Genomic DNA, 14973 nt, shown 5'->3' on the forward strand with positions numbered 1-14973 from the left:
CGCTCCTCCGTTCAGACCGCCTTTTCCAGCCACAGCAGGGCGTCGCCCGGCCCGACCGGCCGCCCCTGCCGGCAGCTGATGCGTTTAACGATCCCGGCGCGCGGCGCGGTGACCGCCAGCTCCATTTTCATCGCCTCGACCACGATCAGCGGCTGCCCGGCCGCCACCGCCTGCCCCGGTTCCACCAGGATCTTCCACACGCTGCCGTTCAGATCGGCGCTGACCAGATCGCCGTCGATGGCGTCTTCTTCCTCCGGCGGCAACAGCTGCGCCTCGGCCTCGTCGTCATCGCTGCGCCAGCGCGCCACTTCGGCGCTGAACGCCTGCTGCTGACGATGCTGGAAGTCGGCGATCGCCTCGGCGTTGTCGGCCAGGAAACGGGTGTAGGCGGCGAAGTCGAACTCGCTCTCTTCGATGCGCACCTGCATGCGCCCTTCACGGAACGCTTCGCGCTGCTCGTCCAGCTCTTGCTCGCTGACCGGGTAGAAGCGCACCTGATCGAAGAAGCGCAGCAGCCAGGGTTCACCGGCGGTGAACTGCGGGTTTTTGAGAAACTTGTTCCAGATCGGCAGCGTGCGCCCCACCAGCTGGTAACCGCCCGGCGAGTCCATGCCGTAGATGCACATGTACATGCCGCCGATGCCGACCGTCCCTTCGGCGGTGTGGGTGCGCGCCGGGTTGTATTTGGAGCTCAGCAGGCGATGGCGCGGATCGAGCGGCACCGCGCAGGGCGCGCCGAGGTAGACGTCGCCCAGCCCGAGGATCAGGTAGCTGGCGTCGAACAGAATGTCGCGCACCTGCTCGCGTCGGCTCAGGCCATTGATGCGCTGAATGAAATCGACGTTGTTCGGCAGCCAGGGCGCCGAGGCGCGCACCGTCTGTTGATAGCGATCCACCGCCCCCAGCGTGGCCGAATCCTCAAACGCCATCGGCAGCCACACGGTGCGCGTCGGCACCTTCAGGCGGCTGACGTCCCCCAGCGCCCGTTCGCGCGCCAGCAGGCGCTGCAGCAGGTCGGCCTGGCTAATCTGCCGGCTGTCGTAGCGGATCTGCAGCGAACGCACGCCCGGCGCCAGCTCCGCCACGCCCGGTATCACCTCCTCCCGCAGCGACTGCATCAGCAGATGAATGCGCAGCCGCAGCGCCAGATCGAGCACGTTGTCGCCGTACTCCATCAGGATGTAGCCGTCCCCCGCCTGGCGATACGCCACCGCCGGGCGCCCTTCCGCCGCCGGCAGCGCCGCCAGCACCGCGGCGGAAACGGTCTCCGCCGGGGCCAGATCCGGCGGCGGCAGGGTGATGGCCTTCACCGCCGCCAGCGCTTCGATGCTGCCGAGCTGCGCCTGCTCCAGCGACTGCGCCTGCCGGAAGCCGATCGGATGGAAACGGATGCGGTCGCCCGGCTTCACCTGCCCCACTTTCCACAGTTCAGCCTTGGCGATGGTCACCGGGCAAACGAAGCCGCCGAGGCTGGGCCCGTCGCGGGTCAGGATCACCGGGAAGTCGCCGGTGAAGTTGATGGCGCCGATGGCGTACTCGCAGTCGTGCACGTTGGAAGGATGCAAACCGGCCTCGCCGCCGTCCTCCCGCGCCCACTCGGGCTTCGGCCCCGACAGGCGCACCCCGAGGCGGTTGGAGTTGTAATGCACCTGCCAGTCGGTGGCGAAAAAGGCCTCTATCGATTCAGCGGTGAAAAAGTCCGGCGCGCCGTGCGGCCCGTACAGCACACCGATGTGCCACTGGTCGCTGTAGTGCGGGATCAGGCTGTCGTCCATCGCCTGCGGCGCGGCGATCGGCGCCGGCGTGGTGCTGGCCGCCAGCGCCGGTTGGGCGATCGCCAGCATGTCCGCCACGCGCAAGATGCGCCCGGCGTGGCCGCCGAACTGGCCCAGCGCGAAGGTGGAGCGGCTGCCGAGATACACCGGCACGTCAAAGCCGTTACGTACCGCCAGATAGGTGCGGCAGCCTTGCGTGGCGCGCCCCAGCGTCAATACCTGCCCGGCCCGCACCGCGATCGGCCGCCAATACGCAACCGCTTCACCGTCCAGATCGGCCGGGCAGCTCGCGCCCGTCAGCGCGAGGGTGGCGTCGCAGTGAAAGCGCAGCGTCGGCCCCTGCAGAGTAAACTCCAGCCCGGCAGCCGCCGGGTGGTTGCCGACGATGCGGTTGGCCAGCCGAAACGCGAAGTCGTCCATCGGGCCGGACGGCGGCACGCCGATGTCCCAATAGCCGAGGCGGCCGGGATAATCCTGCACGCTGCTGTAGGTGCCGGGTTGCAGCACTTCGAGGCAGTGCGGCTGGAAACGCACATCGTCCAGCAGGCGCGTCCAGACGTCGCCGCGCTGAAATTGCGGCGTGGCGATCACCTGCCGCAGATAATCGAGGTTGGTGGCGATGCCGTGCAAACGGGTCGCCGCCAGCGCCACGCGCAATTTTTCCAGCGCCTGCGCCCGATCGGCGCCGTGCACGATCAGCTTGGCGATCATCGGGTCGTAAAACGCCGACACTTCGCTGCCGGTCGCCACCCAACCGTCGAGGCGCACGTCGTCAGGGAAATGCACCTCGGTCAGCACGCCGGGGCTGGGCTGGAAGTTTTTCAGCGGATCTTCGGCGTAGAGGCGCACCTCGATCGCCGCGCCCTGCGGCGCGCGTTGCAACGCCGCCCAATCCAGCGCGTCGCCCGCCGCCACCTGCAGCATGCATGCGATCAGATCCAGGCCGGTGACCATTTCGGTGACCGGGTGCTCGACCTGTAAGCGGGTGTTCACTTCCAGGAAATAAAACTCGTCGCGCGCGGCGTCATAGATAAATTCTACGGTGCCGGCGCTGCGGTAATTCACCGACTCGCCCAGCGCCACCGCCGCCCGGTGCAGCGCCTGGCGGGTCGCCGCCGGCAGATGCGGCGCCGGGGTTTCCTCCACCACCTTTTGGTTGCGCCGCTGCAGCGAACAGTCGCGCTCGCCGAGCGCCGCCACCCGCCCCTGGCCGTCGCCGAAAATCTGCACCTCGACGTGGCGCGCCCGATCGACGAAGCGTTCGATAAAGGCGCCGGCGTCGCGGAAGAACTGCTCTCCCAGCCGTTTGACGCTGTCGTACGCGTCGCGCAGCGCCGCCTCGTCGTCACAGCGCGTCAGGCCGATGCCGCCGCCGCCGGCGGTGCTTTTCAGCATCACCGGGTAGCCGATGCGTGCAGCGGCGGCAACCGCCTGCTCAACGCTCTCCAGCAAGCCGGTGCCCGGCGTCATCGGCACCCCGGCCAACGCCGCCAGCTCGCGCGCCCGGTGCTTGAGGCCGAACTCGCGCATCTGCGCCGCCGTCGGGCCGATAAAGGCGATGCCCGCCGCTTCGCAGGCGTCGGCAAACTCGGCGCTCTCGGACAAAAAGCCGTAGCCGGGGTAGATCGCCTGTGCGCCGGTGGCCGCTGCCGCCGCGAGGATCTTGTCGATGCGCAGGTAGCTGTCGGCGGCCTTGTCGCCGCCGAGCGCCACCGCCCTGTCGGCCTCGGCGACGTGCGGCGCATTGCGGTCGGCGTCGGAATAGACCGCCACGCTGGTTACGCCCAGGCGTTTCAGGGTGCGAATGGCGCGGCAGGCGATTTCGCCGCGGTTAGCGATCAGTACGGTAGTAAACATGTTCATGCCCCCTTAACGCTGGCGAGATAGTCACGCCAGCCGCCAAACTCAGTGATATCCGTCGCGTCTTCCAGCGCCCAGGCTTCGCAGATAAACCCCTTCACCCGCCGGCCGTCCGCCAGCAGCAGCGTGCCGATGCCCAATGGCGCCGGAATTTCCGCCACAAACTCGCCGAAACGGGCCAGCGGGATGTCCCACAGCTCAACGCGGATCGCCGCCCCCTGCGCCGCGCGCGCCAGCCCCGGCTTCGGCGGCTCGGTATCGGCCAGCGCATACAGGCGATAGCAGGGGGCGGTAGCGGTTTGCTCCACCTGCACCGCGTCGCGCTGTGTCAGCTGGACGTTGAGCGGCATGCCGCTAAGGTGAGCGCCCACTACCGCCAAACGCACGTGTCCCGAAGACGGGGCCGGCGCCGGCTGCGGCGGCAACGCCCGGCCGATGGCGCCGAGCGGCAAGGCGCTTTGCCGTTGCCAGCGCAGGCCAAACGCCGCCAGCGCCCGGTCATGCCAGGCGGGCGCAATCAGGGTGATGCCCGCCGGCAGACCGTCTTCGCGCAGCGGCCCCGGCAGCGCCAGCGCGCTCAGATCGGCCAGGTTGGTGAAATTGGTGTAAGTGCCGAATTGCGAGTTGAACAGCACCGGCTCCTGCGCCATCTCCACCAGGGTGCGGATAGTGGGCGCGGTCGGCACCACCAGCGCGTCGAACGGCGCCAGCCGCTGGGCGATTTGCCGCGCCAGCTCGGCGCGCAGGTATTCAGCCTTGTAGGCGTCGCAGGCGCTGTAGCCGAGGCCGTTGCCGACGATGCCGCGCACCACCGGATCGATGGCCTGCGGGCTCGCTTCCAGCACCTGCTCAATGGCTACCGTGCGCTCCGCCACCCAGGGGCCGTAATACAGCTGTTCCGCCAGAGTGCGAAACGGCGCGAAATCGAGGGGTTCCAGCGTGGCGCCGCCCGCCTGCAGCTGCGCCAGCGCTCGGTGAAACGCCCGCTCGGCCTGAACGTCGCCGAAAAACTCCAGCTGGGCGGGAACGGCGAAACGCGGCGCGGCGGGGATATCCGCCGGCGCGGTATGCGGATCGGGGCGGGAATACGGGTCTGCCGCGTCAAAGCCGCTCGCCAGTTCTGCCACCTGCGCGGCATCGGCCACCGTCAGCGCGAAGACCGACACCGTATCGTTCAACCGGCAGGCCGGCACCACGCCGCGGTTAGACAACCGCCCCTTGGTCGGCTTCAGCCCGACGATGTTGTTGAACCCGGCGGGCACACGCCCCGAACCGGCGGTGTCGGTGCCGAGCGCGAACGGCACCAGGCCGTGCGCCACCACCGAGGCGGAGCCGGAGCTGGAACCGCCGCTGACGTAGCGGCTGTCGAAGCTGTTGACCACCGCGCCATACGGTGAGCGGGTGCCCACCAACCCGGTAGCGAACTGGTCGAGGTTGGTTTTACCAAGGGCGATCGCCCCGGCGGCGCGCAGGTGGGCGACCACGGTGGCGTCCGCCGCGGCCTGATAGGTGAACGCCGGGCAGGCGGCGCTGGTTGGCCAGCCGCCAACGTCGATATTGTCTTTGATGGCGAAGGGCACGCCGAACAGCGGCAGGCGGCTGAGATCGCCGGCGACCGCCTCGAACCTCTGTGCCAGCTGCCGATACTGCTGCTCGCGCTGCGCCGGCGTGGCGAGATACAGCCAGGCGTTATCGTCTGGGTTCAGCCCGGCGACCAGCGTTTCGATCGTCGCACTGACGCAGGCAAGGCGCTCGCCCGCCGGGCGGGTTTGGTAATGGTGTTGCCATTCACTGAGGGTAAAACCGCACGCTACAACAGGTTCGCTCATCGACTGAATTCCATCTGGTACACAAGATGGGATTCAACAGAGCAACCGGCGTGCCAATTTTTAATCTCATGATTTCAATAAATTATAATTAAAACTTATGACGGCGGCGGCAAGCGGGCTGCACCAGCGGCGCGCAGCGGGAGAACAAAAAGAGTGCAATGGCGGGATGACGCAGAGGAAAAACCGGGGCGACGACACTCGCCGCCCCGCAGGCCGATGGGGAATCAGTCGTTGATGCGTTTCAAACCGACCGGCGTAATGCAATAGGTCTGTTGCTTGCCCTTCTCCGCCAGCCGCAGGTGCTGCATTTCGTTGACGATCGCCAGGCGGTTGTCCGGCTCTTCATGCCGCAGATGGATTACCTCACCGCCGTAACCCGACAGCGGCAACACCCAGGTTTTGGCCGGTTGATTCTGGCTGCCGATGACGTCGTAACTGAGCAAGGTGTTGCCGTCCGCATCCGTCACGCTGAGGAAGGCGTAGCTGTCGGCAAAGTAGTGGTGAGCAATCCCCGCCGCCAGCGTGACGGTGACGGTTTTCTTCACCAGATCGATGGCGCCGGTCAGGAACTGGCGATCGCCAATCCCTTTGCACGCCACGGTAAACGCATTGCCGACGTTAGCGCCCGGCGGCGTATTGTCGGCCGGCAGGCAATCCCGATAGGTCGCCAACAGTGACTCGCGCTGCGGCTCGGCAAAGGCGCCGATCGCCAGATAAATATCATCCTTGAACGACGACGATGGCGCATAGTAAGCCGGCAACAGGCGACGTAAACGCTGCGCCGCCTGTTCCAGGCGCGCCAGCAGCGCCTGCTCGGGATCGCCGGGCAACGCCGGGTTTTTCAAGCCGCTGGTTTCGATACGCAGCACGTTGGTTTTGTTTTTGTTATCGATGACGCCGGCCGCCGGCGGATTCAAACGCACCCGACTCGGCTCCACATGGTAAATCTCGATGTCATCGCCCTCGGCAAACGGCAGCTCGTCATGACTTAACGTAGCCTGAGTGCCCTGAATCTCCTTGCTGAAGCGCACCGCGCCCTGCCGATCGCGCAGCGTCACCCGGGCATAGGTTTCACCGGGGAAGTAGGCGTGCGGCGTGGTGCTGGTCACGTCAACCACCACCGCTCCTTTGGCGCGATCGACGACCACGGTGGCGAAGACCGCATCGCTCAGGCCCAACAGATTGATCTCCTGCGACACGATCGGCGAAGCGGCTTTGCGCTCAAAACGAAGCGTCACCGCGTTTTTCCCCTGTTTCACCGTCAGGTATCCCGCCGTCGGCCGATATTTGCGATCTTTGCCGGTCGGCAACCGCAAGGTATACACGCCGATCGGCAGCGCAGTCAGGGCCAGGGTCGGCGCGTCGATACGAACTTTGTGGGCATAGCGCGCCCCTTCCATCAGGATCAGGTCTTCACCGTAGATCTGCGCAAAGTCATCGATATCCAGACTCAGGGTGACGTCGCCTTTCAGCCCGCTGGCCTTGAGCTGGCAGGAGTCGACCAGCCGCAGCGAGGAATCCAGTTTCAGCTGCGCCTGCACCGCCGACAGACTCTGCGCGTCCACCAGTTGATACAGCGGATACACCGCCTTGGCGTGGCTGAACGCGTTGCGATCGCGCTGCGCTTGGGTGATCACGCCGCCGGTCAGCTCGACGAACGGCGTCACGTCGATCTGCTCACCGGCCGCGGCGAAGCTTGCCGACAGCAGATCCAGCAAGGCATGTTCCGACGGCACGAAGCCCGGCGTGTTGCAGCTTTGACGATATTGCTGATTAAAGTGCGTGAAGGCGTTCTTGCCTGCCTTGTCGACCATCAGCATCGCGAAGAACAGCTTGGAGCGCAGATCCCACTGGTTGAGCGGCGTGCCCTGAGCGATCAAATCGATGATTTTCTTCTCGACGCCGGCCGCGTTGCCGTAGTTATACAGCCACCCCTCCTGGTATTTGCGTTCCCCCAGCATCACGTCTTGATAGCAAGCGGCGTAAATATTGTTCCACATCTCACCGGTGGAGAAATATTTGTCGCCCATAAAGTGCCCCTGATAGCCGTGCGCGATCTCATGCAGGCTGCCCCAGTTGCTGTCTTTCGGCGTCAGCCAGAAGCTGCTGACCGAGCTGCTGGTTTCCGCCGTCCAGCGGCCGCCGTAATACGCGGCGCCGGCGCCGTGTTTATCGGCCTTCATAAAGTAGCGGTTGCGAATATTGCGATCGGATTCGTGTTCAGCCTCGAACGAGACGCCGGTCAGCGCATTGTAGAAAGTGAAAATGCGATCGTAGTAGGCGATCAGCCCGTCGATGTTTTTCGCTTCGCCCAGTGACTTCAGCGTCGGTTTACTGATTTTCGGCACCAGCAACACTGCGTATTCCGCATCGACCAGGGCAAACTCGGCGTCCCGATCGTCCCAGCGGGCAAAGAATGCGGCTTCGTTTTCGCCACGGCGATAAACCGGCAGCGCTTTCGCCGTGTCCGGGTACTCGAACTCCAACGCCGGCTCGCCCTGCCCATACGGCGTATCGATGAACGGCACCGAGACGGCATTGACCTGGGCCTCGACCCAGCTCGCGCCGACGCTGAATTCCGCCTCCGTTTTGCTGTCGTCATTCAGCAAACGCAGCGTGAGCTTGCCGGTAAACGCCGCGTTGGTCTGGCGCACTCGCAGCACCTGCCCGGCGGCGAGAATGACGCCCAGGTGCTGGCGATCGTGATCGATGCCTTTGCTCATGCCTGCCGCATCCAGCCAGACCGGCCGGGTCAACGTGTAAAGTGATTGGGTTTTCGTGATGGTTGGCATCCTGCTTTCCTCATGGTTTGGGTGATTGAATTGACCATGAAAAAGTAACCGGATGGGCGGCACGCCCTCCATCGATGGCGGGTGGCTGAGGGCCAGTACAACAAAGGTAGGAGGGAGGAGACAATAAAAAAGGCGCAACCTTGCGATTGCGCCTGATGTTCGGTGAACGCTGCGCGTTACTCGCCGCGAACGCGCTGCGCCAACCCTTTGAGGAAGTAGCGCAGCATCTGATCGCCGCACGGGCGGTAGTTCTTGGTGCCCTCTTTGCGGAACAGCGCGCTCAGCTCCGGCTTGGAGATGCGGAAGTCCACCGCGGTGAAAATCTGGTGCATGTCGGTGTCTTTCAGCTCGAACGCCACGCGCAGCTTTTTCAGCACCAGGTTATTGGTGATCGGCAGTTCAACCGCCGGCGCCGGGAACTTGTCGTCCTTGCCGCGCTTGAAGAACACCAGGCCGTTGAGGAAGTGCGCCATCACTTCGTCAGGGCACTTCTCGTAGCCCGGCTCGCCTTCTTTGATCACGTAAGCGTCCATCGCCGACACCGCCACCTCGAAATCGTCCAGTTTGATAATCTCGACCATTTTGGCGTTGTTAATGCTCAGCATATAGCGCACGCTGCGCAGCACGTCGTTGTTCATCATGGGATTGCATTGCCTTTACTTGTCTAACGGGGACGTGCGCACATTGCGAAACGAAATGACTGCCACACACCTTGAATGTGCGGCAGTATAGGGATCGGCAAGGGGTTTCTCAATCGATTTGGCTTTTTTGCTGATACAGCGGGATATCTTCGCCGATGATGTACTTGTTGCGCAGCATCGACGAGACCTTGTCCATGATCATCACCACCACCACCAGGATCAGGGTGATGAACATCACTACGTCCCAGTTCCACAGCCGCATATTCTCCGCATACACCAGGCCGATGCCGCCGGCGCCGACGAAGCCCAGCACCGCCGCTGAGCGGGTGTTGGACTCGATCTGGTACAGGCTGAGCGCCAGGAAGGTGGGGAACGACTGGGTGAAAATGCCGTAACGGTGCTTCTGCAACCCGTTGGCGCCCACCGCCGTCAGGCCGCGGCTGGGGGACTTGTCCACCGCCTCATGGCCTTCGGCGTACAGTTTACCCAGCAGCCCGACGTCCTGCATCACGATAGCCAACACCCCGGCGAGCGGCCCCATGCCGACGGCGCGCACGAAGATCAGCCCCCAGATCGCCATGTCGATGCCGCGCAGCACGTCCAGTAAGCGGCGCACCAGCACCGAAATTGGCCGCAGCAGCGGCGTCGACATCACGTTGCGCGCGGCGAAGAACGACAGCGGCAGCGCGATCAGCGACGCGGTGATGGTGCCGGCGAACACGATGGCGATGGTGATGCCGATCTGCTGGAAGTAGTACATGAACGGCCAGTTGGCGAAGTCATGCCAGACGAACATGCGCAGGAAATAGCGCCCCAGCTGCTGGCAGCCGTTGATAAACTGCGGCCAGCTAATGCCGAAGACCAGGAAGAAGAACACGTAGTACAGCACGATCGCCAAGGCGATCAGGCCGACGGTGCGCAGGTAGCGCCCCTGCTGCGCGAAGATCGCCGGATGCTGCTGTTTCAACTGGCGCTGCGTTTCCGCCGATGCCGGAGTGCCCGCTGTCATTTTGCCCCCTCCACCACGCGCTTGCGCAGCTCGCCCGACACGTAGTCGAGCACGGAAACCACCACGATGATCAGCAGCAGCGTCATGCTGACCTGATCGTAACGGTCGAGTTTAATGTTGGTCATCAGCTCCTGGCCGATGCCGCCCGCCCCCACCAGCCCCAAAATGGTCGACTGGCGGAAGTTGATCTCCAGCCGCATGAAGCTGTAGGAGAGAAACACCGGCTTCACCTGCGGCCACAGGCCGAAGCGCATGCGCTGCAGCGGCGTGGCGCCGCAGGCCGCCAGCCCGCGCACCGGTTTGTTGGAGGCGGTTTCGATCGATTCGTAGAACAGCTTGGTCAGGCTGCCGATGGTGTGCAGCGCCAGCGCCAGGAAGCCGGGAATGGCGCCGATGCCGAACGCCATCACGAACATCACCGCCCACGCCAGCTCCGGCATGGTGCGCAAGAACGCCACCAGCGTGCGGATCGCGAGCCGCACCGAGGCCGGAGTATAGGTATTGCCGGCCGCCAGAAATGCCAGCACGGTCGCCACCAGCACCGAGAAAATGGTCGCCGCCAGCGCCAGCTGCAGGGTCTCCCAGATCAGCGGCAGCTGAATGTTCAGGCGATAGCCCCAGTAGGCCAGCGAGCCTTCGGTACGCCCATCGGCGAACAGCAGGTTCCAGTGCAGCGTCGGCACGGTTTCGGCCAGGTAGTCGAAGAAGTGCGGAATAGACACCCAGACGGTGTGCAGGTTGAACTCGGCGAGGTTGCCGGCGCCCAGGTACAGCACCACCAGCCCGAGCGACCACAGCAGCGCTTCGCGCTTTTGCTTGCTGCGGATCCGTTGGTAATAGTGTGCGAAATCGGTATTCAAAACAGGTCTTCCATCGTTATGGAACAAGGGGTTCAGCATGCTGAACCCCTTCATTCGGGCGGCCGAGGCAGCCGGGAATCAACGGTCGCCTTTGGTCAGCTCGCGCTTCATATCGATGATGGTCTGGTATTCCGCCAGGGTGGTGTCGCCGATGTGCTGTTTGCCGCCCATCGCTTTGATAAAGCACGCGTGATCGTCTTTATCCAGCTTCTTGATGGCGGTGACCACTTTGGCCTTGAAGTCGGCCGGCAGCGAGTTGCTCACCAGGATCGGGCCGTTCGGGATCAGCGGCGACTGCCAGATGATGCGGATCTGTTTCATCAGGTCCGGATGATCCATGCGGATCATGCGGGTGAACGCGCCGCTGGTGTAGCCGGTGTTGTAGTCGCCGATCATCGACGCCCAGGTCACCGCGCCTTCGAACTGGCCGTTCAGCACGCCGAGGATGTCCTGCTCGTGGCCGCCGGAGAAGGTGACACTGGAGAAGGTGTTGTTGTATTTGTTGTCGACCGTGCCGCCGAACAGCTTTTTAAACGCCTGGTTCGGGATCAGGAAGCCGGAGGTGGAATCCGGATCGGCGAAGCCGATGGCCTTGCCCTTCAGGTCTTCCAGTTTCTGGTACGGGCTGCCGGCCTTCACCACCACCACCGAGTGGTAGCCCCGCGACTGGTCGACGTCGTCAACCGCGATGCCGACGATGTCCACCGCTTTCGGATCCTTGATGTAAACCGAAGCGAACGACGACGGCGACATGCTGAGCACCAGGTCAATCTTGCCGCCCAGCAGGCCCTGGATCACGCCGGAATAGTCGGATGAGTTGCGTAGCTTGGTATCGACGTTCAACTCTTTATCCAGGAACTGCTTCACGCACTGGTTATCGCCGATCTGCTGGGTGGCGTTCTGGCCGCCGAGAATGCCCAGGTTCAGCTCTTTCGGCGCATCCGCTGCGGCAGCATTAAATACCATCATCGCGCCGGCCATCAGGGTGGTCAGACTCAATACTTTTTTCATTAGGTGTGCCTTGTGTGTAAAGGGTAAAGGTCAAAAGTGCTTCAATGGATCTGATTGGCTTCCTCGCCATACAGCTGGTGCAGGATCCGTTCGTTCAGTTGCGAAGGATGCCCGTCAAACACGATCTTCCCGTGGGCGATGCCGATCACCCGCGAGCAATACTCTTTCACCAGTTCGACCGAGTGCAGGTTCACCATCACCGCGATGCCGTCTTCGCTGATTTTCTGCAGCGCGTCCATGATGCGGCGGGTGTTTTTCGGATCGAGCGACGCCACCGGTTCATCGGCCAGCAGGATTTGCGGGTTTTGCATCAGCGCGCGGCAGATGGCGACGCGCTGCATCTGGCCGCCGGAGAGGTGCTCGGCGCGCTGCAGCGCGTGCGGCAGCATGTTAAGCCACTGCAACAGCTCGATGGCGCGAGCGCGGTCGGCGTCATCGAACAGTTTGAAGAAGGATTTCAGGGTGGAGGTGTGGCTCAGGCGCCCCAGCAGCACGTTGGTCATCACGTCCAGCCGCGGCACCAGGCAGAAGTCCTGGAAGATCATGCCGCAGCGCGCGCGCCATTGGCGCATCTGGCGGCCGGCAAGCTGGGCGATATCCTGCGCCACGCCATCGTCTTCGAAGTGCAGCATCTCGCCGCAGCTGGAAGGAATGGTGCCGTTGAGGGTATGCAGCAGCGTGGACTTGCCTGCGCCGGAGCGGCCGATCACCGCCACGAATTCGCCGGCGTGCAGATCGAAATTGATGTCATCCAGCACGCGCTGCTGCGCTTTGTAAGCTTTGCCGAGCCCCTTTACCGATAACACTTTGCGGGATGCGGCGGCGTGCTGCCCTGGAAAGTCGTGCTTCGCCAATTTTAACAGTGCCTGAGCCATATGATTTCTCTGGTTTCAGTGGCTAATCATTATGGGCACCTATTAACGGATAAGTTTATGACAGTGGGATGATGGTTTTATGGCCGGGGCGTGACGCGTGCCGCCCCGGCGTACGCATCATTCCAGGCTAAAGAAGTCCAGCCCCAGCGCCGCCTTGACCTGCTGCAGCGTCTGCTGGCTGACCTGATGCGCGCGGCGGGTGCCATGCTGCAGGATGCGCGTCAGCTCGCCTTTATCGGCGATGAATTCGGCGCGGCGGGTGCGGATCGGTTCGAGCAGGCTCTGCAGGCAATCCTCCAGCAGCCGTTTGATTTTCACGTCCCCCAACCCGCCGCGCCGGTAGTGCGCCTTCAGCTCCGCCACCAGCGCGGCGTCTTCGCAGAAGGCGTCCAGATAGGTGAACACCATGTTGCCCTCCACCCGGCCGGGATCGCTGACGTTGAGATGGCCGGGATCGGTGAACATGCTCATCACCGCCTTGTGCACCTCATCGGCGCCGGCGCCAAGCTGAATGGCGTTGCCGCGCGATTTTGACATTTTGCCCTGCCCGTCCAGCCCCGGCAGACGCCCGACGTTGCTTAACAGCGGCTGGCACTCCGTCAGCACCGGTTGGCCGACGATGTGGTTGAAGCGCCGCACGATCTCGTTGGTTTGCTCCAGCATCGGCAGCTGATCCTCGCCGACCGGCACGTGGGTGGCGCCGAAGGCGGTGATGTCCGCCGCCTGGCTGACCGGATAGATCAGAAAACCAGCAGGCAGGCTGCGGGCGAAATCCTTCTCGGCGATTTCACTTTTCACCGTCGGGTTGCGCTCCAGCCGCGCCACGCTGACCAGGTTGAGGTAGTACATCGTCAGCTCGGCCAACGCCGGCAGCGCCGACTGCAGGCAAATGGTGGTCTTGTGCGGATCGATGCCGACCGCCAGATAGTCGGCCACCACGTTGAGCACGTTGGCGCTGATTTTTTGCGGGTTGTTGCCGTTGTCGGTCAGGCCCTGCAGATCCGCCACCATCACCGTTTGGTTATGCTGGTGCTGCAGTTCTACGCGCTGGCGCAGCGAGCCGACGAAGTGCCCTAAATGCAGTGGGCCGGTGGCGCGATCGCCGGTAAGAATGGTGTAGCTCATGACAGTGCTCCTGAAGGTCTGTAGACCGCCGGATCAACGCCACAAAAGATAATGCCGCCAAACCGGCGGCATTAAAAAGAGATGTGAATACTCGTGCCGCCTCAGAAGAGGCGCCACCATGACTGATTGTGGGTGGAGTGCATCGATATATTCATGCCATCAAGGTATACCCGCAGCGGCAATGCGTCAATAGCCCGCCGCCGGCGCGTAAGACGGCGTTACACTCCGGCATTTGCGTTCCTGGCCCGGCGCGCTAGGGTAAAACCTTCAACCTGAAAAAGGAGCGCATGATGAAGATCGGATTTGCCGGACTGGGTGGGATGGGCAGCGCCATGGCGGCTAACCTGGTGAAGGCGGGATTTGCGTTGACGGTATGGAACCGTTCGCCGCAGGCGGCGCAGCCGCTGGTGAGCGCCGGCGCGCGGCAGGCCGAACGGCCGGAACAGTTGGCCGATGCCGACGTGCTGATCACCATGCTGGCCGACGATGCCGCGACGCAACAGGTGGTGGTAGACAGCGGATTGCTGCAGCGGATGAAATCGGGCGCGCTGCATATCAATATGGCGACTATCTCGGTCGAACTCGCCAAACGCCTGACGACGCTGCATGCGGAACACGGCATCGGTTATCTCGCCGCGCCGGTGCTGGGCCGGGTCGACGTGGCCGCCGCCGGCAAGCTGAATATTCTGGCGGCCGGCGATAGCGAGCGGCTGAAGCAAGCGCAGCCGCTGTTCGATGCCCTCGGCCAAAAAACCTGGTACTTCGGCGCCGATCCGGCGCAGGCCAACGTGGTCAAAATCGCCACCAACTTTACGCTGGCCAGCGCCATTGAAGCGATGGCGGAAGGCAGCGCGCTGGTGCGCAACTACGGCGTTTCCGGCGCCGACTACCTGCAGATGCTGAGCAGCACCGTCTTCGCCGCCCCGGCTTACCAGGGCTATGGTGCGCTGATCGCCACCGAGAAGTATTCACCCGCCGGATTCCGGCTGGTGCTGGGGCTGAAGGACGTCGGGCTGGCGCTGGCCGCCGGCGCCGACAGCCATACGCCGATGCCGTTCGCCGGAGTGCTGAAGGACAACTTCCTCGACGCGATGGCGCAAGGGGATGCGGATCTGGACTGGGCCGCGCTGGCCAAGGTGGCGGCGCGGCGGGCGGGCCTGAAATAACGAACGGGGGCGCTGGCCCCCGTTTTCCGT

Annotated in this window: 10 protein-coding genes; 1 reads left to right on the forward strand and 9 read right to left on the reverse strand. The window is 63.7% G+C overall.

The window, feature by feature from the left end; all coding sequences use genetic code 11:
- Window positions 1–11 precede the first annotated feature (11 nt).
- The 9 genes from uca to trpS all read right to left on the reverse strand — a co-directional run bounded on the left by uca (window position 12) and on the right by trpS (window position 13777).
- Window positions 12–3632, reverse strand: coding sequence for an urea carboxylase (gene uca / locus ACSBQV_RS08275; RefSeq protein WP_099785445.1), 3621 nt, complete (start codon window positions 3630–3632; stop codon window positions 12–14).
- A 2-nt stretch (window positions 3633–3634) separates the two neighbouring features.
- Window positions 3635–5464 carry an allophanate hydrolase gene (gene atzF / locus ACSBQV_RS08280; RefSeq protein WP_099785227.1) on the reverse strand — a complete coding sequence of 610 codons (1830 nt, stop codon included), beginning with the start codon at window positions 5462–5464 and terminating at the stop codon, window positions 3635–3637.
- A 224-nt stretch (window positions 5465–5688) separates the two neighbouring features.
- Window positions 5689–8256, reverse strand: a complete 2568-nt coding sequence (locus tag ACSBQV_RS08285; protein ID WP_099785229.1) for a putative mucin/carbohydrate-binding domain-containing protein — start codon at window positions 8254–8256, stop codon at window positions 5689–5691.
- A 176-nt stretch (window positions 8257–8432) separates the two neighbouring features.
- The gene (locus ACSBQV_RS08290; RefSeq protein ID WP_004939471.1) at window positions 8433–8897 is read right to left on the reverse strand and encodes a DUF1456 family protein; all 465 of its coding nucleotides are present in this window, start codon (window positions 8895–8897) and stop codon (window positions 8433–8435) included.
- 109 nt (window positions 8898–9006) lie between these two features.
- Window positions 9007–9906 carry a phosphonate ABC transporter, permease protein PhnE gene (phnE, locus tag ACSBQV_RS08295; protein WP_099785231.1) on the reverse strand — a complete coding sequence of 300 codons (900 nt, stop codon included), beginning with the start codon at window positions 9904–9906 and terminating at the stop codon, window positions 9007–9009.
- Window positions 9903–10766, reverse strand: coding sequence for a phosphonate ABC transporter, permease protein PhnE (phnE, locus tag ACSBQV_RS08300; RefSeq protein ID WP_016928590.1), 864 nt, complete (start codon window positions 10764–10766; stop codon window positions 9903–9905). The genes phnE (ACSBQV_RS08295) and phnE (ACSBQV_RS08300) overlap by 4 nt, the downstream gene beginning before the upstream one ends.
- Window positions 10767–10844: 78 nt before the next feature.
- Window positions 10845–11777 carry a phosphonate ABC transporter substrate-binding protein gene (gene phnD, locus ACSBQV_RS08305; RefSeq protein ID WP_004939482.1) on the reverse strand — a complete coding sequence of 311 codons (933 nt, stop codon included), beginning with the start codon at window positions 11775–11777 and terminating at the stop codon, window positions 10845–10847.
- A 41-nt stretch (window positions 11778–11818) separates the two neighbouring features.
- Complete coding sequence (gene phnC / locus ACSBQV_RS08310; RefSeq protein ID WP_099785233.1) at window positions 11819–12652, reverse strand: phosphonate ABC transporter ATP-binding protein; 834 nt, start codon at window positions 12650–12652, stop codon at window positions 11819–11821.
- Between the two features lie 117 nt (window positions 12653–12769).
- A complete protein-coding gene (trpS, locus tag ACSBQV_RS08315; RefSeq protein WP_099785235.1) occupies window positions 12770–13777 on the reverse strand; it encodes a tryptophan--tRNA ligase in 1008 nt (335 codons plus the stop codon).
- A gap of 290 nt (window positions 13778–14067) precedes the next feature.
- Between trpS and ACSBQV_RS08320 the strand changes: the two genes are divergently transcribed.
- A complete protein-coding gene (locus tag ACSBQV_RS08320) occupies window positions 14068–14943 on the forward strand; it encodes an NAD(P)-dependent oxidoreductase (RefSeq protein WP_099785237.1) in 876 nt (291 codons plus the stop codon).
- Window positions 14944–14973 lie beyond the last annotated feature (30 nt).

The sequence above is a fragment of the Serratia sp. B501 genome (genome assembly GCF_051172315.1).
GTDB lineage: Bacteria > Pseudomonadota > Gammaproteobacteria > Enterobacterales > Enterobacteriaceae > Serratia > Serratia ureilytica.

What these genes read in the sequence shown, in the direction of transcription:
- uca (WP_099785445.1), bottom strand. Translation starts at nt 3,632, where the DNA reads ATGTTTACTACCGTACTGATCGCTAACCGCGGCGAAATCGCCTGCCGC.
- atzF (WP_099785227.1), bottom strand. Translation starts at nt 5,464, where the DNA reads ATGAGCGAACCTGTTGTAGCGTGCGGTTTTACCCTCAGTGAATGGCAA.
- ACSBQV_RS08285 (WP_099785229.1), bottom strand. Translation starts at nt 8,256, where the DNA reads ATGCCAACCATCACGAAAACCCAATCACTTTACACGTTGACCCGGCCG.
- ACSBQV_RS08290 (WP_004939471.1), bottom strand. Translation starts at nt 8,897, where the DNA reads ATGATGAACAACGACGTGCTGCGCAGCGTGCGCTATATGCTGAGCATT.
- phnE (WP_099785231.1), bottom strand. Translation starts at nt 9,906, where the DNA reads ATGACAGCGGGCACTCCGGCATCGGCGGAAACGCAGCGCCAGTTGAAA.
- phnD (WP_004939482.1), bottom strand. Translation starts at nt 11,777, where the DNA reads ATGAAAAAAGTATTGAGTCTGACCACCCTGATGGCCGGCGCGATGATG.
- phnC (WP_099785233.1), bottom strand. Translation starts at nt 12,652, where the DNA reads ATGGCTCAGGCACTGTTAAAATTGGCGAAGCACGACTTTCCAGGGCAG.
- trpS (WP_099785235.1), bottom strand. Translation starts at nt 13,777, where the DNA reads ATGAGCTACACCATTCTTACCGGCGATCGCGCCACCGGCCCACTGCAT.
- ACSBQV_RS08320 (WP_099785237.1), top strand. Translation starts at nt 14,068, where the DNA reads ATGAAGATCGGATTTGCCGGACTGGGTGGGATGGGCAGCGCCATGGCG.